The sequence below is a fragment of the Vreelandella halophila genome (assembly GCF_019903425.1).
GTDB classification, from domain to species: Bacteria; Pseudomonadota; Gammaproteobacteria; order Pseudomonadales; family Oleiphilaceae; genus Halospina; species Halospina halophila.
In genome coordinates this window covers 2,012,391-2,033,052 of sequence record NZ_JACHUZ010000013.1, presented here as the reverse complement: position 1 = coordinate 2,033,052, position 20,662 = coordinate 2,012,391, and the positions used below count along the sequence as shown (strand labels likewise).

Genomic DNA, 20,662 nt, shown 5'->3' with positions numbered 1-20,662 from the left:
ATTGGCGTTAGTGGGAAAAGGAGTATTACATGCACATAGGGATCATTGGCGGAATCGGCCCAGGCGCAACCGAGTTCTATTACCGGAATTTGGTCAGGCAGGCCAACAGCATTGGCGCGGGAAACTCGACCTGACGATCGTCCACGCCCAGATGTCAGAGTTGGTGGAGAATCTCAAGGCTGGCTCTGCTAATTCCCAGGCTCAGATTTATCTTGAATTAACCAACCGGCTAAAGGCCGCAGGAGCGGACGTAGTCGCGTTGGCTTCCGTTGCGGGGCACTTTTGTGAGAATGAATTTTCCGAGATTTCGCCGTTACCTATCGTAAGCATGGTCGGCGAGGTAGATCGTTATCTGGCAGAGCGGGGTTTTGAGAGAGTCGGGATACTTGGTAACAAGGTTACTATGGAAACCCGCCTTTTTGGTGGTGTATCGGCGGCTGAACTAGTCGTACCTGAGGGTGAAGACCTTGAGCTGGTAAACGAGTTGTACATGAATATGGCAACTCGAGGTGAGGCGACTGAATTTGAAAGTGACTCCCTCATTAAGGTTGGAGCGCGCCTTTGCTCAGAGCAAGGCGCCCAGGCAGTACTGCTTGCGGGAACTGATTTATTCTTGGCATTTGGAGACGGCAATTGCGGGTATAAGGTGGTAGATAGTGGCCTTGTTCATATCGACGAACTGGTGCGCCAGATCCGATAGATCACCACTAACCAGTCGCTCAAGTTCGTTCCCGGCCTTGCGGCCGGGCACCGGACGGCCCTGTTGGGCCGCCGCGTAGCTATTCGTTAGAACGCTCAAGAGAAGCTTATGAAAGTTGATGATCTGGTAAATAGGGTTGATGAATTACTTGCGATGGGGAAAGAAGTTCTTACGACTCGTCGCAGATCCGATTTTGGAGGAGAGTTTGTTGATTCGGGGTTGATGAGCGGTTTTCGCAGTGCATCGTTATCATTTGTGGAACGAATTTATGGATCGACTCATCCACATTTTTCCGAGATAAAGGAAGGCGCCAAAGGTTCTAGACCAGGTGATGCTGATAAGTGCATTGCGATACTAAAAGCGATTCGGTCTGAAATCGAAGGTGGTTGGCTCTTCTCTATTAAAGGGTTAGTCACTGCCGAGGTCTTTGCAGATTTTATTGAGATGGCGGAGCACTTGCTTGAATCAGGTTACAAAGACCCCGCAGCGATAATGTGTGGGAGTGTGCTCGAGGAACATCTAAGGCAGCTCTGCTTAAAGAATGGCATTGAAACAGTGATCCGGCGAGACGAGAAAGAGATTCCAAAAAAAGCGGATGTTCTGAACGCTGACCTTACTCGCGCTGAAACCTACTCCAAACTTGACCAAAAAATGATCACTGGCTGGCTCGATTTGCGAAATAAGGCTGCACACGGACATTATGGAGAGTACAACGAAGAGCAGGTTAGGAACTTGCTATCTTCAGTGACTGAGTTTATGGCGCGAGTGAGCGTCTAACCAATTGCTTCACGCGGATAAATTGCTCGCTACGCTCCCAATTTACCGGTGAGCAAGGCGTTGGGTTGGATAAATGGATCTTGTTGATTGGCTCCAAATTGGCCTGGCCGTCTTTGTCCTGATCGTAGTCATCATTAAGGGGTGGTGGCCAAAAGCCGGAGTCGCGCGTTTTCTTTACCGGCGGCGGGGGCCAAAGCCTCAGCACAATGAATCGGCCGAGCGATATAGTTGGCGGAGAGCGGTCTACTCATTCAAGTGGTTACTTGTTTTTGTGGTGGCGGCGGTTCTGGCAGTTGTTCTTATCAATCACGCACTGGCCTTGGGAGCTGCGCCTAGCATTGTTGGTGCAATTGGAATTCCGATTTCTATGGGCGTAGGGATGGCGGCTGCTAGCGCATTCGGGTTCGCAATACAGGCAATATGGCGAAGAACGGTGACTCCTAAAAAGTATTATTCGGCAGAATGCGAAGCGTGGCTAACCCCACAAGGTGCTTCATCCGAGGCTGAGGACCCTGTCGGGCCTCGGCGCGGGTGAGCCTATCGTTGAGCGCACCAGAGCAGACTGATATGCCAATTGAAATCGCAATGTTTCTGTTCCTAGCACTGGTGATTTTGGGCCGGATGCTGTCCGAGCGGGCCATGCGTCAGCTGACGTCTGAGCAGAAAGCCACCATCGTGGACGCTTTTAGTCAAATCCGGGCATATGGTCTGATTCCAGTAGTGGTTCTTGGCGGCGGGTATTTCTTGGTTGGACGCTACACGGAGATGAGCCTGCGTTCGCTCGAAATTCTGATATTTTCAGGTTTGGTTACCTACATTGTTGTGTTCGCGATTTACACCAATGTAAAAATGAGAGCGCTAGGTCTTCCCTCTGGGTTTTTGAAACGATATGCAGTCGCCCACAGCATTCAGTTCGCTGGGATCGGAATATTTTTCGTTGGAATGGCCAGCGCGTGGTTGAACCTCTAGGCCGTGGAGCGCCCAACCAGTCGCTCAAGTTCGTTCCCGGCCTTGGGCCGTCCACCGGACGGCCCTGTCGGGCCGCCGCTTAGCTATTCGTTAGGAGGGGCTAGATGGACCCATTCGCACTAGTCGTTGGGTTTGTGGTGGGCACGTTAACAGGTGCTTCCGGTCAATATTTTGCGGCCAAGTACACAGATAAGAGAAGGGCAAAAGAGGCTTCCTCCGCCCAGCAGGCACAATGGGCTGAAATCGAGAGGCGATTCCCGGCGATCATTGAGGAAATGAAAGAAGATGTCAGAGATTCTGAGCTCCGAAGCGTGAGAGAGTTCTTCGTTAAGAGCAGCCGGACAAGCATTAATCGAGATGAGCCTTGTTTTGAGTACCACACAGATGTGCATAGTGATTTAGGCGCTGCTGTACGTCATTTGGAGGAACTCGGGTACATCGAAGACATTACCGCTAAGAATTGCCCGATGTACCGAATGAAGGAGCATTTTGTTGATAAGTTACGCCACTCCTAACCAGTCGCGCCACGCGGACGCACTAAAGTGCGCCGGTGCGCTTCGCCGTTAAATTTTTGCTGCACCCTCGAAGACTATGGTGTAATACGTTGTAGTCACCAAATTTGAGGGTACAGTCATGAGTGTTACTACAGTTCGCCTTCAGGCGGAAGTTGAGCAGCACCTGGAAGCAATCGCTGGCAGACTTCACCGGAGCAAAGGCTGGGTGATTAACCAGGCGCTTTCGGAGTACATCGAAAAAGAACAGCGTGAGCAGGAGCGTTGGCAGCAAACTCTGGAGGCAATGGAATCGGCTGCCCAAGGAAAGGTAGTTGATGCTAGCGAGGTCCATGGTTGGCTCAATAGTTGGGGAACCGAAAACGAGCAGGATGCGCCGAGGTCGGGTAAGTGAAACTGGTTTACACGGATGAAGCCATTGATGATTTGAAACGCCTCAGGGAGTTTATCGCGGTTCACAATCCTTCTGCGGCAGGCAGGATAGCCACAGAACTGGTTAGCAAAATCGAATTACTGCCAGACTTCCCCAGAATGGGAACACCGGTTGAACTGGCGCCGGTGCCTGATTCCATCCGCGACATGGTCTTTGGCAAGTACATTGTTCGCTATTCCGTACATGTGAGTGCCATCATCATTCTACGGGTATGGCACGAGCTGGAAGGTGAACGATAGCAATTTAACCAGCCGCTGTTGTCGGACAGTTTTTCCACCGCTGCGCGGCTCCAAAACTGCCGCAAAGCTTCGCGTTAGGAGGATTTAAGTGCTTAAAATTGAAGATCTGCGAGAGCGCTTAAACACGAATGTTGATGCAAAACGCAACTCTCGATTTGAAGTAGCTTTTAGAAGTCTCGGGTATCAAGACGAATACTGCAGATACCACTACGAGCAATATCATAAAGAGTATAAGCTTTTTCTTTCTGCTATGGCGGGAGAGCTAGACGGAAAAGAAATTCAGAACCCTCAGTGCTATCGGGTGGCTTTTGAGGCTAATTGCTTTTCGTTTTTTCGTGCTCTCCACTCATTGATTGAGTCGATTCCATATTTGCTAAATCTCCTCATAGAGATAAATGATGATGCCGAATCTCGTCATGTAAACTGGGGTTGCATTATCAACTCTCATGCATCTTCAACGTTTTCCGATGGAGTGGCTAAAATTAAAGCGTTACGTGCTTCTGATTCCTATCAGGAGTTAGAGCATATCGCAAATGTATCAAAACACCGCCGTATAGTCCGCATCGATAGCGGTATTTTTTCAGAGAATAAATCGGCTCAGTTTTGTTCTGAAGATTTTGATAAACAGTTCAGAAGTTATCAACTTGGAGAATTAATGGAAACCATTTATGATGATTTGCATCCAAAGGCTTTAGATATAATAAAAAGCTTTGTGCTCTAACAGGCCAGTATTCCTAACAATGCCATGCACGCGACAAGCGCGTGATAGCTGGCGTTATGAATACAAAAGGATTCAGGCCATGAGCAAAAATCAGAAGGTCGCTTTCTGGTCGATGTATATCGGATTCTGCTTCGTAGCTACCGCAGTGATTTACCCACAAGGAGCATTCAAAAATCTGGAGCTTGGTGGGGCATCGCTACTTAGTCGCCCCTGCAAAACCCAATTTGATAACAAAAACAGGACCCTGGACGCGTTTTCCGGTATAATTTCTCCCCGGAAATGCACCCACAGACCCAAAACCGTGTAGTTTTCATCGCCATGATTCCCACCGACGACCGCCAGCAGCTCCAGAAAGGGCTCTTTGAGCTCTATCTCGAAGACATGATCAACCTGCGCCATCCACTGGTGCGCATGGCCGAACGCATCGACTGGCAACAGTGCGAAGCACAGTTCGGTCCCTATTGGTGTCCGGATAACGGTCGCCCAGGCCATCCCATCCGGCTTCACGCCGGGCTGCAGATGCTCAAGCACATGCAGGGGCTGTCCGACCGCGAGCTGCTCGATCAGTGGGTGGAGAACCCGTACTGGCAGTATTTCTGCGGCGAGTCGGTGTTCCAGCATGAGCCGCCGATGGACGAGTCCACCATGGGTCGGTTCCGCCGGCGTATTGGTGAGGACGGCGCGCGAGCGCTTTTGAAGATGACGGTTGATCTGGGTGAAGGCACGGGCACGGTTGCTCCCGAGAGTTTCCGAGTGGCGGTGGCCGATACAACCGTGATGCCCAAGGCCATCGAGCACCCCAGCGAGGCGCGGCTGATGGTGCGCGCCCACCGGCGCCTGGTGAGCCGGGCCAAAGCGGACGGTGTGAAGTTCCGCCAGACCTACGAGCGCTCGCTCGATGGGTTGGTCATCCAGATCGGGCGCTACGCCCACGCCCGCCAGTTCCGGCGCATGCACAAACGCCTTCGCAAGCTCCACGGTTACCTTGGGCGGGTGTGCAACGACGTGATCCGACAACAGCCTCGCGGCCAACGCCACCACGGGCTGGATGAAGCGCTTTACCAGGCACTGTACCTGTGGCGCCAGTACGCCGAGCCTCAACACCGGCCCAAGCTCTACAGCCTGCACGAGCCGGAGGTGGACTGCATCGCCAAGGGCAAGGCCCGCACCCCCTATGAGTTCGGCAGCAAGGTCAGTGTGATCACCACCGCACGGGAGGGCTTCGTGCTCGACTGCCAGGCCCTGCGCGGCAACGCCTACGATGGTCACACGCTGCACCAGGGGCTGGAGCGGGTGCACAAACACTGCGGCCAGCTGCCGGTGAACACCCTGGTCGACCGGGGCTATCGCGGCAGCGAGAGCACGCCGCTGACCAACGTGCACATCACCGGCAAGAAGAAAGGCAACGGCACCGCCCACGCCCGCTACCAGCACCGGCGCAACAGCGTTGAGCCGATCATCGGCCACATGAAACACGAAGGCCTGCTGGACCGCTGCCACCTGCGCGGGCGCGAAGGCGATCGGGTCCACGCGGTGCTGTGCGCAGTCGGGTTCAACCTGAGGAAGGTCCTGCGCCGGCTGGCGCGGCTTTTTGGCCTTCAATTCGTTCGGGATCTGCTGGCCGCAATCCATCAATCCGGGAATGATGTTCCCGGATCAACGCCACAGCTCAAACCGGCGACCGCCTGAAAGGCGGGTTTCGCAAGGGCGACGACGTAGCAATAAAGATTGAAGGAATACCCTCTCGCCCTGCAGCATCAGCGACTGCTGCGGCTCGCCCTTCCAGCGTCAGCGATGGGTTCAAGTGCTTCCAGCCGGATCTGGTGCTGGGATGCCATTCCCGCCGTTGCCAACAACGCGCTTTACGAAGTGAAGTCACCGTTGATTCTTCAGCCGGGGCCTGCGGCGCTGACGGATGGGCTGGATGCGCTCTGTGAGCTGATTAACCGGCACCGGGAGGTGTAGCCGGAACCGAGAGGTTCCGGCGTTACTTTTGAAGGAACTTCAGGAGGAAATAGAGGTCGCGGTCAAAACCGCAGTTACTTTGCGGTTCGCTGTACCGGTGTCTGTCAACGTAGATGTCGCGTTTAAGTCATCAGCTCTTTAACAATTGACCGCCGTTTCCGGATTCAGAGTCACTGATTCCGGCAAGCTGAGTTTTCGAATATCACCGGACCAGCGGCGCGGGTTTTCAGCTTTCGCAGCCTCGATAACCCGTTGACGCTGGAACAGGATCTGGTCAGCTTCGCCGTTATGGCGCTGCTGTGGTGTCACGTAATTCAGGGCGCTGTGGCGATGCTCGGTGTTGTACCAACGCACGAACGCCAACACCCAGTCCCGGGCCTGTTCGATTGTTGTGAAGCCGTTTGTCGGAAACCCCGGGCGGAACTTCAGCGTTTTGAACAGCGACTCCGAGTAGGCATTGTCATTGCTCACTCTGGGGCGGCTTTTCGAGGGCGTAATGCCCAAGTCGTACAGTTTCTCCAGGAAGGTCGACGCCTTCATGGGGCTGCCATTGTCCGAGTGCAGCACCAGTGGTTTGTCCTTCGTTGCCAGATGCTCACGCCAGTACGCCTTTTCGATGAACTCACTGGCCAGCTCTCCGGTTTCGCTGTCGTAGACCTCATGGCCAACGATCTTGCGGCTGTACACATCCAGCATCAGGTACAGGTAGAACCAGGTGCCTCTGGCCGGGCCCGGTAACCATGAGATATCCCACGACCACAGTTGGTTTGGTTGTGTCGCCTTGTGTGTGGTCGCTTGGCGCCTGCTCTCAGGTGCTTTCTGTCGGCCTCTGGGGTGCACCTGATCGTACTCACGCAGAACCCGATAGAACGTTGACTCCGAGGCCAGGTAGCGTCCCTGATCCAGCTGATCGGCCACGATAAACGCCGGCGGGCAGCTTCGATATTCTTTCTGATTGCACAGCGATACCACGGCCTGGCGCTCCTGGTTCGTCAGTTTATTGCTCGGCGCCGCTCTGGGCACCAATGGCCTCTGGTCCGCTTTGACACCCTTGTCAGTCGTCCAGCGCTGATAAGTGCGTACAGTCAGGTTCAGCAAGGCACAAGCCTTCTCCAGCCGGGCTCCGCTACTCTGCGCTTGTTCAATCAGAGTAATGGCCTGCTGGCGATCCGGGAGGCTGGTCATTCGTCCTCGTCTTTGGGGCCCCAGATCGCCTCGGCTTTTTTTGACAGCGTCAGCAGAGCCGCCGTTTCCGCAAGCGCCTTGTCCTTGCGTCGCAATTCCGACTCAAGTTTTTTGGTTCGTTTCTTCTCGGCTTTGGTCGCTTGCCGGTTCCTTTTGGCCTGCTCATCAGACTGGGCATTAGCCCCCGCACAGGCGGCTTTCCAGGCCTCGATCTGCTCCGGGTACAGACCGTGTTTGCGGCAATATTCACCGAGCTCCGCCTCCGTCATTGGGGCGGTCTCCAGCACAATGCGGAACTTCTCTTCGCTACTCCACTTCTCGGGGGTGGCTGAGTTCGATGGCAAAACGGCACCTTGCTCTCTGGCGGCTTTACGCCAATTGTACAAGGTTACCGTACTGATGCCTTCCTGGCTGGCCAACTCGGCCACAGTCAAGCTGCGCGGTGGCGCCATCTTCTGGAGGATGGCTTCCTTACGTTCCGGTGAATAATGGGGCATGGTTGTCCTCTGAAATCATCAGGCGACAACTACCTTGACGCATAGGGGTACCGCGACGTAATGGGTCACTTTTCCTTCATCCAGTACCGGCGTCACGGTCCATTCGATTGTGAATGGCGAACCGTCCTTGCGGTAGTTGGTCGTACTGCCGTGGAAGGTCCGGTGGTTCTTCAGGTCATCGGCCAGGCGATCCGTAACCGCCTTTTCCGTTTCCGGACCCTGCAGCAGGCCCGGCGTCTTCCCCAGAACCTCCTCGGCCGAATAGCCCGTCAGTTCCTTGAACGCCTCGTTGACATACACCACCACTGAATCCTTATGGTCATTGGCGGCTTCCGTTACCATCACCGAATCAAAACTGATGTCGGCAAGGGCTCTGAAAAGAGGGAATTGCAGGGCTTCTTTGGGATCACTCATACAGTACCTTAGGCTCTTTAAGCCAGCTTTGGTTAATCTAAGGAACCTCTGAAAAAGCCCCCGGATTTGCGACAATAGCGCCAGAGCCACCAATCGGGAAGGTCTTCACGCCATGAGCCAGATCAGCTTTGCCGAAGCCGAATACCAGAACAAAAAGCGCAAGACCCGCCGCGAGAAGTTCCTGGAGCGCATGGATCAGCTGATCCCCTGGAAGAAGCTGGAGAACAAGGTTGCCCGCTACTATCCCAAGGGCGAGAACGGCCGCCGGCCGTATCCATTGCAGGTGATGCTTCGCATCCACTGCATGCAGCTGTTCTACAACCTTTCCGATCCAGCGATGGAAGACGAACTCTACGAGATCGAGTCCATGCGCCGCTTTGCCGGCCTGACCCTGGCCGATTCGATTCCGGACGAAACCACCATTCTCAACTTCCGCCATTTTCTGGAGCAGCACAACCTGGGCAAGGCGATGTTCAAGGAAGTGAACAAGCACCTGGAGCGCCAGGGCCTGATGCTGCGCGAAGGCAGCATCGTGGATGCCAGCATCATCTCCGCGCCCAGCTCGACCAAGAACAAAAGCGGCGAGAGGGATCCGGAAATGCACCAGACCCGCAAGGGCAACCAGTGGTATTTCGGAATGAAGATGCACACTGGTGTGGATGACGGTTTTGGGATGATCCATTCGCTGGAAGTGACTGCTGCCAATGAGCACGATCTCAATGCGGCTGGCGCGTTGCTCCACGGCGATGAAACACGGGTTTTTGGCGATTCCGGTTACCGGGGCATTGAGAAGCGCAAAGAGCACCGGCACCGGAACGTCGACTGGTTCATCGCCCGGCGCCCTGGTGTTACCCGACAGCTGGCGGAAGGCAGCAACCTTGCCAGGGCGGAAAAGATCAAGGCCAGTGTTCGGGCGAAGGTCGAGCATCCGTTTCGTACCATCAAGCGTCAGTTTGGTTACGCTAAGGTCCGCTACCGCGGCCTGGCGAAGAACGCCAATCGGCTTTACCTGTTGGCAGCGTTCAGCAACATGCTTGTCGGTGAACGATACCTCCCCGCGTAGGGGAAGTGTGTCCGGTGGCCGCCAAAAAGGCGTTAACCGGACAAAAGATGAACAAATAGACCGGGCATTTATCGCCGAAATCGGTTCATCTCCGGATCGAAATCGGGAATTGGCGTTCAAAACTGGTTATTCAGAGGTTCCCTAAGGAAATGTACGAATGCGCATTGGTGCTGTATCACCAGCAACTATACTAGCGAAGTCTCTCTCGTAATAACGAATTGTTATAAAGTACTGTTTAGTATGGTCCCCATGCTTGCCAGCAATGCCACTGAGAGCCCAGCCCATCTCATTGAAGCCAAATACTTTTGCATGGGTAGCGCAAACCTCCTGGTGCGCTGCCTCCCCATCAAAAAAACTATCCAAGCCAGCCCCAAGAATGCCGGCGCAAAATAGGGCACGGCATCAAAAATCGCGAAAATGGAGCTGGTAGCCACTAAAACGGAAAGGACGATCCAAATGCACGCCATTGCACTATTCGGCTCAACAGATTCCATATTTTGCATAGATTTCCCTCCATGTTTACCGACTTATAACGCCAGCGCACAACGGCGCCCTTGTAATGGAGGCGCAGCCGCAATGAAAAGGGCGTCCGGCGGCCGCAGGCCGCGAATTGATGCGCCTTGTTAAGTGCTGGGGAGGACCTATACATCAGAACCCCCAACATCGTCGCTATCAGTGGTGAGCGAGATAGATTCATCGGGTTCACCATGGCTAAACATATCTGGAGCGAGTAATAGAAAGGCAGGTACGCCTGCGCCGATACAGAAAAAGACCAGGGGCACGGACCAACTCAATTCTTCGCCAGCCTTGAATTGCGCAACCAAGTCAGACAATCCGTAGACCACCATTACAAATGAAACGATGTATAAAATTCCGCGGGTTGCGCCCTGCATAGCCAACCTCCCTGTCTTCAAAACCTGCAAGAGACGTGACCGCCCCTTGATCGTGACAGCTCAAAAAAAGAACTGAGTAGCTCGGTCATAAACGCACTTAACGCCCGCCATAAACGGCCGAGTGAAACGAGGTCCGGCGACCGAAGGGAGCGAATTTAATGGCCTGGTTATGAATTTGAGTTGTCATTGAAACCATCTTTCGACAGCCCTTGGATTCGATTTGATGTACCAACGAATTATCAAGGCCACGCTCAAATACAAAATCGTAAGTAGTCGCCCTTGCGAAACCCGCCTTTCAGGCGGTCGCCGGTTTGAGCTGTGGCGTTGATCCGGGAACATCATTCCCGGATTGATGGATTGCGGCCAGCAGATCCCGAACGAATTGAAGGCCAAAAAGCCGCGCCAGCCGGCGCAGGACCTTCCTCAGGTTGAACCCGACTGCGCACAGCACCGCGTGGACCCGATCGCCTTCGCGCCCGCGCAGGTGGCAGCGGTCCAGCAGGCCTTCGTGTTTCATGTGGCCGATGATCGGCTCAACGCTGTTGCGCCGGTGCTGGTAGCGGGCGTGGGCGGTGCCGTTGCCTTTCTTCTTGCCGGTGATGTGCACGTTGGTCAGCGGCGTGCTCTCGCTGCCGCGATAGCCCCGGTCGACCAGGGTGTTCACCGGCAGCTGGCCGCAGTGTTTGTGCACCCGCTCCAGCCCCTGGTGCAGCGTGTGACCATCGTAGGCGTTGCCGCGCAGGGCCTGGCAGTCGAGCACGAAGCCCTCCCGTGCGGTGGTGATCACACTGACCTTGCTGCCGAACTCATAGGGGGTGCGGGCCTTGCCCTTGGCGATGCAGTCCACCTCCGGCTCGTGCAGGCTGTAGAGCTTGGGCCGGTGTTGAGGCTCGGCGTACTGGCGCCACAGGTACAGTGCCTGGTAAAGCGCTTCATCCAGCCCGTGGTGGCGTTGGCCGCGAGGCTGTTGTCGGATCACGTCGTTGCACACCCGCCCAAGGTAACCGTGGAGCTTGCGAAGGCGTTTGTGCATGCGCCGGAACTGGCGGGCGTGGGCGTAGCGCCCGATCTGGATGACCAACCCATCGAGCGAGCGCTCGTAGGTCTGGCGGAACTTCACACCGTCCGCTTTGGCCCGGCTCACCAGGCGCCGGTGGGCGCGCACCATCAGCCGCGCCTCGCTGGGGTGCTCGATGGCCTTGGGCATCACGGTTGTATCGGCCACCGCCACTCGGAAACTCTCGGGAGCAACCGTGCCCGTGCCTTCACCCAGATCAACCGTCATCTTCAAAAGCGCTCGCGCGCCGTCCTCACCAATACGCCGGCGGAACCGACCCATGGTGGACTCGTCCATCGGCGGCTCATGCTGGAACACCGACTCGCCGCAGAAATACTGCCAGTACGGGTTCTCCACCCACTGATCGAGCAGCTCGCGGTCGGACAGCCCCTGCATGTGCTTGAGCATCTGCAGCCCGGCGTGAAGCCGGATGGGATGGCCTGGGCGACCGTTATCCGGACACCAATAGGGACCGAACTGTGCTTCGCACTGTTGCCAGTCGATGCGTTCGGCCATGCGCACCAGTGGATGGCGCAGGTTGATCATGTCTTCGAGATAGAGCTCAAAGAGCCCTTTCTGGAGCTGCTGGCGGTCGTCGGTGGGAATCATGGCGATGAAAACTACACGGTTTTGGGTCTGTGGGTGCATTTCCGGGGAGAAATTATACCGGAAAACGCGTCCAGGGTCCTGTTTTTGTTATCAAATTGGGTTTTGCAGGGGCGACTACGTCAGGAAGTCAGCTTGTTGGTTCCGCTGCGCTCGTTCAGAACGATATGGATACCAAGCCGGATTTAGCCCCTTGGTTGGCAGCCGTTTATGTGAAGGAGGCCTTCTGGCACCAGAGAATAGCATCCGAATTGATTAGTCGGTGCGAAGATGAAGCAATTCGTTTCAATGCTAATGTCTGGTATCTCTACACGGAGTTTGCCTCGATGCTGTATGAGAAGCTCGGCTGGCGTCATATGGAACGATGCGCTTACAGGAGAGTGGCGGTCGATGTGATGTGCAAGCAGATCCGCCCCCTCTCCCCTCCCCGTTAAAGCTCCGGATCCCACAACAACGCCAAGCCAGATGTTCCCGGCTCACCGGCTCCGACGCCCTTCCGGTGACACTGGATGCCAGGCCCGCGCGATGCTATGTTTCAGCGCGAACCAAATATAATAAAAGGCGTGGGAATGACCGATGTGAAAGCAACGATTCTCGTCGTTGACGACGATCATGCCATCCGCGAACTCCTGCACGAGCATCTTTCCCGCGGCGGGTATGACGTTCACACCGTTCATGATGGCGACACCATGCGCCAGAAGCTGACGGAGGTACCGACCGACCTCATCGTGCTTGACGTCATGCTGCCCGGTGACGATGGCTTTACGCTCTGCCGCGAGATCCGGGAACACTCTCAGATCCCCATCATCATGCTGACCGCCAGCTCCGATGAGACCGAAAGGGTCGTTGGCCTGGAGATTGGCGCGGATGATTACCTGGCCAAACCGTTCAGTGCCCGTGAGTTGCAGGCTAGGATTAAGGCCCTGCTGCGGCGATCGGATTTCGCGCGCACAGACAATGCCCGTTTCGTGAAGTTTGATGGCTGGCGCCTGGATACTCAGACTCACCAACTGATTAGCGACGATGGCGACGCCTTTTCACTGTCCGGGGCCGACTTTTCCCTGCTTCAGCTGTTTCTGGATCATCCCAACGAAGTACTGGACCGTGACACCATTTCCAGCGTGACCCGAGGGCGGGAGTCCATGCCACTGGATCGTGTGGTGGATGTGGCCGTGGCCCGCCTGCGCCAGCGTTTGGGGGACCACGGCCGCAACCCCCGACTGATCAAGACGGTGCGCGGAGCGGGTTACCTGCTAACCGCAACGGTGACCCGCAGTGCCCAATAGTGCTGGTGCTGTGGAAGCCGGTCGCCCGCTCCTTCGTCTGTTACCGTCCTCGCTACTGGGCCGTATCCTGTTGCTGACCCTGCTGGCCATGGGCGTTGCCCAGATCATGTCCAGCATCATCTGGGTAGAAACCTTTCGCGCGCGGCAGGAAGACCGGTTGGTGACCACCACCCGCAATCTCGCATCGTCAGTGGCTGCCACTACGCAGTTTTTTAACTCCCTGCCAAGGGAATACCAGCATATTGTGCTGGATCAGTTACGGGATATGGGCGGGTCACGGTTCTTTGTCTCTCTGAACAACAGCCTTATCGAGATGAAGCCCCTGCCAGACAGCGAGCGTAAACAGCTGGTGATGGATGAGGTAACGTCCGTGCTCCGCAGCCGGTTGGGCAACTCCACCAACATCCATGTTGAGTTTGTTCATCCTGACGATCTCCGCCTGCTCAATACTCAGCTCCCCCTGGAGTCCTTGCCGGAATCCTGGGCGCACTACTCGCTGACCCTGGATCCCATTAAACCGCCGGTACTGGTTACCCAGGTGGAGGTAGCTGAGGGCAAGTGGCTGTACCTTGCCTCGCTGTTGCCGGCTCCCTATGTGTCGCTGGATGAAGACAGCATTCCCGGCCAACAGATCGTGTTCATCCTGGTGATGATTGGTGTTCTGTTTCCGGTACTGGCCTGGTTGGTGCGTGGCCAGACCAGGCCCTTGCACAGGCTGGCCAGGGCGGCGAGAGATCTGCCCCTGGATGAGCAACGTCCGCCGCTTCAGGAGCAAGGCAGTTCTGAGATTGTCGCGGTAACCCGGGGGTTCAACACCATGCACCGGAGGCTTCAGAGCTACATCAGCGACAGGGATCAGCTGTTCCGGGCTATTTCTCACGACCTGAAAACCCCCATAACCCGACTGCGTTTAAGAGCCGGTCTCATTGATGACGCCACCATTCGTGAGCGGTTTGAAAATGACCTTCAGGAACTGGAACTGCTGGTCAAAGGCGCCCTGCAAAGCATGAAGGACACCCACATCCATGAGAATGTGGAAGCGGTCGATATTGACGGTATGATCCGCAGGATGGCGGAGGCCTATAATGCAGAAAGCTCTCTGGTCACCGTGGAGGGAAGCTGTGGAACGTACCGGGGCAAGCCGCTGGCATTGAAGCGTTGCCTGGGCAATCTGCTGGACAATGCCATCAAGTACGGGGAAAAGGCGACGGTGTTTCTGGAAGACTCCGTTGATCAGCTCGTCATCCGTGTTCATGACTATGGCCCGGGCATTCCGGAAGCAGAACTGGACCGGATTTTTGAGCCCTATTACCGCCTGGGCCAGGAGCAGCGCGGCGGGCACGGCCTGGGCCTTGGAATTGCCCGCAATATTGCCCAGAGCCATGGTGGAGAGCTCTTGATTGCCAACGGGGACGGTGGCGGCCTTGACGTTACGCTGACACTTCCCCGGTACTGATAAGAGCGGACGATCAAGGACCTGGTGGCCATGTAACGACCTTGTTACACCGGTCTTTCAGTTTGATACGTCCTCGCTCCAGGGGGTGCCCTAGACTCCATTGTTGCAACTACAACAAAAACAGGGAGTCAAAATGAGCATCTCTAAAACCAATTGTTCCGCCTCATCGCTTGCCACCAGGCCAGCCCATCTTCTGGCGGTCGCGGTCAGCGCGGCTTCGCTTGGACTGGTTCCGGGTCAGGCGCTTGCCAAGCAGAGCGTTGAAGAACGCCTCTCCGCCCTGGAAGCACAGCTCGCCACTGAAAAACCACACGCCAACGCAGATCAGGGCTTCTCGTTCAGTACCTATGCCCGTTCCGGTTTGCTGCTTAACAGCAACGGGAAAAGTGCCCCTGGGGGTCCTTTCCTGACCCCAGCGGGCTCGGTCGGCGGTGCCGTTGGACGGCTGGGCAATGAGCCAGACACATACCTGGAATCAATCTTCAACTACAAGGACGTGGCCGATAACGGCACCAGGTCCCTCTACCGCCTGATGATTGCGGATGCCTCCACGTCCAGCAACGACTGGACAGCCGATGACGGTGCACTGAATGTGCGCCAGGCCTACGTGGAATTCAGCAACCTGGCCAGCTTCTCCGGCATCTTTGAGGAGGCTTCCATCTGGGCCGGCAAACGCTTTGATCGGGATCTGGATTTCGACGTTCACTGGCTTGATAGCGATGTCGTGTACCTGAGTGGCACAGGTGCTGGTATCTACGACGTCACTTTCAGCGAATCGGCGAGATCCAACTTCTCATTCTACGGGCGCAGTTTTCAGGACTTTCCGACCAACCCCAACACCACGACCGGCACCTCAGACACCGATAACCTGATCGTCACTGCCAACAACTACTTCGGCAATGTTCAGTGGCTGATCAACGGCATGTCAGCCGCCGATAACGATCAGCGCATCGTCGGCGGAGCCATGGAGGCGGCGGAGACAGGTGTTCAGACCATGCTGGCCTACCACGGCGACAGTTTCTTTGGTGTGTCTGACGGTACCTTCAAAACGGCGCTGCTACACGGACAGGGACTGGGTGCGGAGGTCAAGAACATCGGTGCCGATGGCAACCTGCACGAGGATGCCAACACGACCCGCGTGGTTGCCTACGGCACCACCCGCTTGAGTGATGACTGGCGCATTGCCCCGGCACTGATGGCCGAGTCCAGCAAGGACCGCTACGTGGAGGGGGATGAGTACCAGTGGATGACCTTCAATACCCGTCTGGCCAACGAGCTGGGCACCAACTTTGAAATGCAGTACGAAGCCTCCTGGCAGGTAATGGACCTCAAAACCAGGGGCTACGAAGGACGAAGCGATGTGGACGGCGATTACGCCCGCTTCACCGTCGCACCAACGTTCAAGCCACAAGTGGGCGGTTTCTGGCAGCGACCGGAAATCCGTGTTTTCGCCACCTACTCCACCTGGGCTGATGAGCTGAACCGTTACGCCACGGACGATGCTCTGGGCGCGGAGGACTTTGGCGGAAGCCAGTGGACTTTCGGGACCCAGATGGAAGTCTGGTTCTGATTCGGATAAATGTCTCTATTACAACAACAAGGAGCCAACATGAAATCTCTAAAGCGTCATTTTACGGCACTCGCAATGTCTGCCTGCGTTCTTCTCCCGACCAGTGTTCAGGCTGGCAAAGTGGAGGTACTGCATTGGTGGACTTCAGGCGGTGAGGCACGGGCAGCCAAAGCCTTGAAGCAGATGATGGAAGATCAGGGCCACACCTGGAAGGACTTTGCCGTAGCCGGTGGCGGTGGTGAAGCCGCCATGACCGTTCTCAAATCCCGCGCGGTATCGGGCAACCCGCCCGCTGCGGCCCAGATCAAGGGTCTGGAGATTCGTGAATGGGCAGAACTGGGCTTTCTGACCAGCCTCGAGGGCGTTGCTGATAACCAGAATTGGGATCAGCTCATTCCACCGATGATTTCAGACGTCATGAAATACGAAGGGCAGTACGTGGCCGTTCCGGTCAACGTACATCGGGTGAACTGGCTGTGGGTGAATCCCGACGTGATGGACAAGGTCGGCGTTAAGGTGCCAACCACACTGGATGAGTTTTTTGAAGTCGCCGACAAACTCAAGGCAGAGGGCTACATTCCCCTGGCCCACGGCGGCCAGCCCTGGCAGGACGCCACCGTGTTCGACGCAGTCGCACTTGCTGAACTGGGCCCGGAGGATTACCGCAAGGCCTTCGTTGAGCACGACATGGACGTGATCAACAGCAAGAAAATGGAACGGGTCTTCGCGCAGTTCGACAAAGTCATGAGTTACGTGGATGACAACGCCGCCGGCCGGGACTGGAACACCGCCACCGGCATGGTGATGGAAGGTGAAGCCGCCATGCAGATCATGGGAGATTGGGCCAAGGCTGAATTCACCGCCGCTGGCCAGACACCGGGGGAGGATTATCTGTGCGCCCCGGCGCCCGGCACGTCTGGAGACTTCACCTTCAACGTTGACTCATTCGCCATGTTCTCCCTGTCCGACGAAGAAGACGTCAAGGCCCAGAAGGACCTCGCCCGGACCATTCTGAAGCCGGAATTCCAGACCCTTTTCAACCAGAACAAGGGCTCGATTCCGGTCCGTACCGACATGGACATGGGTGATTTCGATTCCTGTGCCCAGGCGTCGATGGATACCTTCCAATCCAGCTCCGATGATGGCGGCCTGGTGCCAAGCTTCTCCCATGGTCTGGCTACAACCAGCCACATCCAGGGCCAGATTTTCGATGTGGTGACCAACTTCGCTAACTCCGACAACCCGGACCCGGCAAAAACCACGGACCAGCTGGCTTCCGCCATCCAGTCCGCTATGTAAAACCTTGCCAGGCTGCCCAACGGGCGGCCTTCGCGGTATTTCAGGGGAGTTCTCATGGAATATAGACAACGTCGCCCTTCCGGTGTAGCCAGGGTTTCGTCCGGCATGATGGATAGCCTGCAGCGCTGGTTGCCCAAACTGGTTGTGGCGCCAACCGTCCTGATCATTGGCATTGGCATCTACGGCTTCATGCTATGGACGGCCGTGCTGTCGTTTACCGACTCCAGTTTCCTGCCCAGTTATAACTTCGTTGGTCTTGAGCAATACGCCAAGCTGATGGAGAGCCAACGCTGGCTGGTTGCGTCATCGAATCTGGCCCTATTCGGTGGGCTGTTTATCGGCATCTGCCTTCTGATTGGCGTGGTGCTGGCGATCTTTCTGGACCAGCGCATCCGCCAGGAAGGCGCGATCCGGACGATTTACCTGTATCCCATGGCGCTGTCCATGATCGTCACGGGCACCGTCTGGCGCTGGATCCTCAATCCACGCCAGGGGCTGGAAAAGATGATGCATGACTGGGGCTGGACGTCCTTCAGCTTTGATTGGCTGGTTAATCCTGACTTCGCCATTTACACCATTGTGATGGCGGCTGTCTGGCAGGCTTCCGGCTTTGTTATGGCGCTTTTTCTGGCCGGGCTCCGGGGTGTCGATTCGTCGATCATTAGCGCGGCCCGGGTGGATGGTGCCAGTCTCCCGGTCATCTACTGGAAACTCATCCTGCCCTCCCTGCGGCCGGTGTTTTTCAGTTCAGTGATGGTGCTGGCCCACATTGCCATCAAGAGCTTTGATCTGGTGATGGCCATGACGTCGGGCGGTCCTGGCTACTCCACCGATTTACCAGCCGTGTACATGTACGCCACGACCTTTACCCGTGGCCAGATTGGCCAGGGCTCCGCCAGCGCCATGCTGATGCTGGGAGCAATTCTGGCACTGCTGGTGCCTTACTTGTATTCCGAACTGAGGGAGAAGCGCCATGACTGATGTCGTTCGCAGGGGCGTTCGCCCCAGCCGCATCGCGATCTATGGGGTGCTGCTTCTGGCCTGCCTGGTGTACCTGATTCCGCTGATCATTATGTTGATCACCAGTTTCAAGACCCCAATGGATATCCGTTCCAGCAACCTGCTGGCCCTGCCCACCGATTGGACGACGATCGGTTGGACAAAAGCCTGGGCCGAAGCCTGCACCGGTGTGCAGTGTGAGGGCGTAAAAGGCTTCTTCTGGAACTCGTTCAAGATGGCCGTGCCAGCGGTGTTGATTTCCACCTTGCTGGGGGCCTTTAACGGCTATGTGCTGTCGAAGTGGAAGTTCCGGGGGGCGGATCTGATGTTTGGCATGCTGCTGTTCGGCTGTTTCGTGCCCTTTCAGGTCGTTCTGCTGCCCATGGCACAAACACTGGGCATGCTGGGAATGGCCAACACCACCCCAGGGCTGGTACTGGTTCACGTGACCTACGGGGTGGCCTTCACCACGTTGTTTTTCCGCAACTACTACGTCGCCATCCCCGATGCGCTGATTAAGGCCGCGCGGCTTGATGGCGCGGGCTTTTTCACCATCTTTTTTCGCATTCTGCTGCCCATGTCCACCCCGATCATCATGGTCTCGCTGATCTGGCAGTTCACACAGATCTGGAATGACTTCCTGTTTGGCGTGGTGTTCTCCAGTGGCGAGAGCCAACCCATAACGGTTGCCCTGAACAATCTGGTGAACACCAGTACCGGGGTAAAAGAATACAACGTGGATATGGCCGCTGCCATGATTGCCGCCCTGCCAACACTGGTGGTCTACATCGTGGCCGGCAAGTATTTCATACGCGGCCTGACGGCCGGTTCGGAGAAAGGATAAAACCAATGTCACAGCTGGAACTGCGGGACATCCGCAAGACTTACCCGGGGGCTCATGACGAGACCCTGAAGGGCATCAACATTGATGTCGCATCTGGAGAATTCCTGACCCTGGTGGGCCCTTCAGGCTGCGGCAAATCCACCCTGATGAGCAGCATCGCCGGCCTGGAAGCCATCACCGGAGGCTCGATGGTGGTCAACGGCGTGGACATTTCCGCCATGGAACCCAGGGACCGTGATATTGCCATGGTGTTTCAGTCCTACGCGTTGTATCCCACCAAGTCGGTGCGCGAGAACATCGCGTTCGGGCTCAAGATCCGTGGTATGCCGAAGGACGATATTGAGCGGGAGGTGGAGCGGGTGGCCGACCTTCTGCAGATATCTCCTTTGCTGGACAAGAAGCCTGCCCGGCTTTCCGGCGGCCAGCAGCAGCGTGTGGCCATGGGCCGCGCCCTGGCCCGCAGGCCAAAGATCTATCTGTTTGATGAGCCGCTGTCCAACCTGGACGCCAAGCTCCGGGTGGAGATGCGCACCGAAATCAAAAAACTCCACCAACGCTTGAAAACCACCGTTGTCTACGTCACCCACGACCAGATCGAAGCCATGACCCTGGCTGATCGAATTGCTGTGCTCAAGGACGGCGAACTGCAGCAACTGGGCACGCCCAAGGAGGTTTATGACACACCGGAAAACCTGTTTGTGGCGGGGTTCATTGGCTCGCCGTCCATGAGTTTTATTGAGCTGGAAATCGAGCGATCCGAGGCTGGACTGTCAGTGACCGTCGAGGGCAGTGACGGACGCAAGCTGTCACTGCCAGTGCCGGACTACTTGGCCAACTGGGTCGGCAAACGGGTGATTCTGGGCATCCGACCAGAACACATCAGCCAACCGGATAATATCAAGAGCGAGCATTCCCTGGTGGCGAGCGGCTCCCTCACTGTCGAGGTGACCGAGCCCACCGGCCCCGACATTATTGCAGTGATCCGCCTCAACGGCATTGACGTTCACTGTCGACTGGATGCAGAGCACCCGGTGAATTGGGGTGAGGATGCCGAGCTGATGTTCGATATGAACAAGGTGGTCTTCTTCGATCCGGCCACCGAAAAACGCATCCGGCCCAACTAGCTCGGTTCGGGACTGGGACTACCTCTCCGGCGTGCCGGCCAATGGTCACGCCG

General features: G+C 56.2%; 20 protein-coding genes and 2 pseudogenes. 18 read left to right on the top strand and 4 right to left on the bottom strand.

Going from position 1 to position 20,662, the window contains the following annotated elements; genetic code table 11:
* Positions 1–151: 151 nt before the first annotated feature.
* From H4I92_RS13850 to H4I92_RS13810, 9 genes and pseudogenes are all read left to right on the top strand, one after another.
* A complete protein-coding gene (locus tag H4I92_RS13850) occupies positions 152–700 on the top strand; it encodes an aspartate/glutamate racemase family protein (protein ID WP_077531138.1) in 549 nt (182 codons plus the stop codon).
* A 108-nt stretch (positions 701–808) separates the two neighbouring features.
* The gene (locus tag H4I92_RS13845) at positions 809–1,477 is read left to right on the top strand and encodes a hypothetical protein (protein WP_077531137.1); all 669 of its coding nucleotides are present in this window, start codon (positions 809–811) and stop codon (positions 1,475–1,477) included.
* Positions 1,478–2,044: 567 nt separating this feature from the next.
* Complete coding sequence (locus H4I92_RS13840) at positions 2,045–2,446, top strand: hypothetical protein (RefSeq protein WP_077531136.1); 402 nt, start codon at positions 2,045–2,047, stop codon at positions 2,444–2,446.
* Positions 2,447–2,550: 104 nt separating this feature from the next.
* On the top strand, positions 2,551–2,961 hold the full coding sequence (locus H4I92_RS13835; RefSeq protein WP_077531135.1) for a hypothetical protein: 411 nt from the start codon (positions 2,551–2,553) through the stop codon (positions 2,959–2,961).
* Between the two features lie 118 nt (positions 2,962–3,079).
* Positions 3,080–3,352 carry a CopG family ribbon-helix-helix protein gene (locus H4I92_RS13830; protein ID WP_077531134.1) on the top strand — a complete coding sequence of 91 codons (273 nt, stop codon included), beginning with the start codon at positions 3,080–3,082 and terminating at the stop codon, positions 3,350–3,352.
* On the top strand, positions 3,349–3,630 hold the full coding sequence (locus tag H4I92_RS13825; protein ID WP_077531133.1) for a type II toxin-antitoxin system RelE/ParE family toxin: 282 nt from the start codon (positions 3,349–3,351) through the stop codon (positions 3,628–3,630). Before H4I92_RS13830 ends, H4I92_RS13825 begins: the two co-directional genes overlap by 4 nt.
* A gap of 88 nt (positions 3,631–3,718) precedes the next feature.
* The gene (locus H4I92_RS13820; RefSeq protein ID WP_143512708.1) at positions 3,719–4,351 is read left to right on the top strand and encodes a hypothetical protein; all 633 of its coding nucleotides are present in this window, start codon (positions 3,719–3,721) and stop codon (positions 4,349–4,351) included.
* Between the two features lie 318 nt (positions 4,352–4,669).
* A pseudogene (locus H4I92_RS13815) lies at positions 4,670–5,941 on the top strand (IS5 family transposase); the annotation flags it as partial.
* Positions 5,942–6,079: 138 nt separating this feature from the next.
* Positions 6,080–6,316: a hypothetical protein gene (locus H4I92_RS13810; RefSeq protein ID WP_218668221.1), complete on the top strand. Its 237-nt coding sequence runs from the start codon at positions 6,080–6,082 to the stop codon at positions 6,314–6,316.
* A 138-nt stretch (positions 6,317–6,454) separates the two neighbouring features.
* Here the strand turns inward: H4I92_RS13810 and H4I92_RS13805 are convergent.
* Together H4I92_RS13805 and H4I92_RS13800 are read right to left on the bottom strand one after the other, a co-directional pair.
* A protein-coding gene (locus tag H4I92_RS13805) for an IS3 family transposase (protein ID WP_143512552.1) occupies positions 6,455–7,998 on the bottom strand; the annotation gives its coding sequence in 2 pieces (ribosomal slippage) (positions 6,455–7,527 and positions 7,527–7,998; 1,545 coding nt in all).
* 18 nt (positions 7,999–8,016) lie between these two features.
* Positions 8,017–8,412, bottom strand: coding sequence for a PAS domain-containing protein (locus tag H4I92_RS13800; protein ID WP_077531132.1), 396 nt, complete (start codon positions 8,410–8,412; stop codon positions 8,017–8,019).
* A 112-nt stretch (positions 8,413–8,524) separates the two neighbouring features.
* On the opposite strand from H4I92_RS13800, the gene H4I92_RS13795 reads away from it, so the two are divergent.
* Positions 8,525–9,475: an IS5 family transposase gene (locus H4I92_RS13795; RefSeq protein WP_077528626.1), complete on the top strand. Its 951-nt coding sequence runs from the start codon at positions 8,525–8,527 to the stop codon at positions 9,473–9,475.
* 641 nt (positions 9,476–10,116) lie between these two features.
* Here the strand turns inward: H4I92_RS13795 and H4I92_RS13790 are convergent.
* Together H4I92_RS13790 and H4I92_RS13785 are read right to left on the bottom strand one after the other, a co-directional pair.
* A complete protein-coding gene (locus H4I92_RS13790; protein ID WP_077531130.1) occupies positions 10,117–10,368 on the bottom strand; it encodes a hypothetical protein in 252 nt (83 codons plus the stop codon).
* A 394-nt stretch (positions 10,369–10,762) separates the two neighbouring features.
* Positions 10,763–12,034: pseudogene (locus H4I92_RS13785) on the bottom strand (IS5 family transposase); the annotation flags it as partial.
* A gap of 29 nt (positions 12,035–12,063) precedes the next feature.
* Here H4I92_RS13785 and H4I92_RS13780 point away from each other — a divergent pair.
* The 8 genes from H4I92_RS13780 to H4I92_RS13745 all read left to right on the top strand — a co-directional run bounded on the left by H4I92_RS13780 (position 12,064) and on the right by H4I92_RS13745 (position 20,609).
* Positions 12,064–12,465 (top strand): GNAT family N-acetyltransferase, encoded by a 402-nt coding sequence (locus H4I92_RS13780; RefSeq protein WP_143512706.1) that lies wholly within the window; start codon positions 12,064–12,066, stop codon positions 12,463–12,465.
* 135 nt (positions 12,466–12,600) lie between these two features.
* Positions 12,601–13,317 (top strand): response regulator, encoded by a 717-nt coding sequence (locus H4I92_RS13775; RefSeq protein WP_077531128.1) that lies wholly within the window; start codon positions 12,601–12,603, stop codon positions 13,315–13,317.
* Positions 13,307–14,773, top strand: coding sequence for an ATP-binding protein (locus tag H4I92_RS17085; protein ID WP_143512704.1), 1,467 nt, complete (start codon positions 13,307–13,309; stop codon positions 14,771–14,773). The genes H4I92_RS13775 and H4I92_RS17085 overlap by 11 nt, the downstream gene beginning before the upstream one ends.
* A gap of 133 nt (positions 14,774–14,906) precedes the next feature.
* Positions 14,907–16,343: a carbohydrate porin gene (locus H4I92_RS13765; RefSeq protein ID WP_077531127.1), complete on the top strand. Its 1,437-nt coding sequence runs from the start codon at positions 14,907–14,909 to the stop codon at positions 16,341–16,343.
* A 183-nt stretch (positions 16,344–16,526) separates the two neighbouring features.
* Positions 16,527–17,642 carry an ABC transporter substrate-binding protein gene (locus tag H4I92_RS13760; RefSeq protein ID WP_338072779.1) on the top strand — a complete coding sequence of 372 codons (1,116 nt, stop codon included), beginning with the start codon at positions 16,527–16,529 and terminating at the stop codon, positions 17,640–17,642.
* A 105-nt stretch (positions 17,643–17,747) separates the two neighbouring features.
* The gene (locus H4I92_RS13755; RefSeq protein ID WP_245800984.1) at positions 17,748–18,623 is read left to right on the top strand and encodes a carbohydrate ABC transporter permease; all 876 of its coding nucleotides are present in this window, start codon (positions 17,748–17,750) and stop codon (positions 18,621–18,623) included.
* A complete protein-coding gene (locus tag H4I92_RS13750; protein WP_077531124.1) occupies positions 18,616–19,485 on the top strand; it encodes a carbohydrate ABC transporter permease in 870 nt (289 codons plus the stop codon). The genes H4I92_RS13755 and H4I92_RS13750 overlap by 8 nt, the downstream gene beginning before the upstream one ends.
* A gap of 5 nt (positions 19,486–19,490) precedes the next feature.
* Positions 19,491–20,609, top strand: a complete 1,119-nt coding sequence (locus H4I92_RS13745) for an ABC transporter ATP-binding protein (RefSeq protein ID WP_077531123.1) — start codon at positions 19,491–19,493, stop codon at positions 20,607–20,609.
* The last annotated feature ends 53 nt before the right edge of the window (positions 20,610–20,662 follow it).

Excerpts from the sequence above, each read along its gene's own strand:
- H4I92_RS13755 (WP_245800984.1), top strand. The coding sequence starts at position 17,748 with ATGATGGATAGCCTGCAGCGCTGGTTGCCCAAACTGGTTGTGGCGCCA.
- H4I92_RS13830 (WP_077531134.1), top strand. The coding sequence starts at position 3,080 with ATGAGTGTTACTACAGTTCGCCTTCAGGCGGAAGTTGAGCAGCACCTG.
- H4I92_RS13840 (WP_077531136.1), top strand. The coding sequence starts at position 2,045 with ATGCCAATTGAAATCGCAATGTTTCTGTTCCTAGCACTGGTGATTTTG.
- H4I92_RS13765 (WP_077531127.1), top strand. The coding sequence starts at position 14,907 with ATGAGCATCTCTAAAACCAATTGTTCCGCCTCATCGCTTGCCACCAGG.
- H4I92_RS13795 (WP_077528626.1), top strand. The coding sequence starts at position 8,525 with ATGAGCCAGATCAGCTTTGCCGAAGCCGAATACCAGAACAAAAAGCGC.
- H4I92_RS13845 (WP_077531137.1), top strand. The coding sequence starts at position 809 with ATGAAAGTTGATGATCTGGTAAATAGGGTTGATGAATTACTTGCGATG.
- H4I92_RS13745 (WP_077531123.1), top strand. The coding sequence starts at position 19,491 with ATGTCACAGCTGGAACTGCGGGACATCCGCAAGACTTACCCGGGGGCT.
- H4I92_RS13835 (WP_077531135.1), top strand. The coding sequence starts at position 2,551 with ATGGACCCATTCGCACTAGTCGTTGGGTTTGTGGTGGGCACGTTAACA.
- H4I92_RS13800 (WP_077531132.1), bottom strand. The coding sequence starts at position 8,412 with ATGAGTGATCCCAAAGAAGCCCTGCAATTCCCTCTTTTCAGAGCCCTT.
- H4I92_RS13760 (WP_338072779.1), top strand. The coding sequence starts at position 16,527 with ATGATGGAAGATCAGGGCCACACCTGGAAGGACTTTGCCGTAGCCGGT.
- H4I92_RS13850 (WP_077531138.1), top strand. The coding sequence starts at position 152 with ATGTCAGAGTTGGTGGAGAATCTCAAGGCTGGCTCTGCTAATTCCCAG.
- H4I92_RS13750 (WP_077531124.1), top strand. The coding sequence starts at position 18,616 with ATGACTGATGTCGTTCGCAGGGGCGTTCGCCCCAGCCGCATCGCGATC.
- H4I92_RS13775 (WP_077531128.1), top strand. The coding sequence starts at position 12,601 with ATGACCGATGTGAAAGCAACGATTCTCGTCGTTGACGACGATCATGCC.
- H4I92_RS13790 (WP_077531130.1), bottom strand. The coding sequence starts at position 10,368 with ATGCAGGGCGCAACCCGCGGAATTTTATACATCGTTTCATTTGTAATG.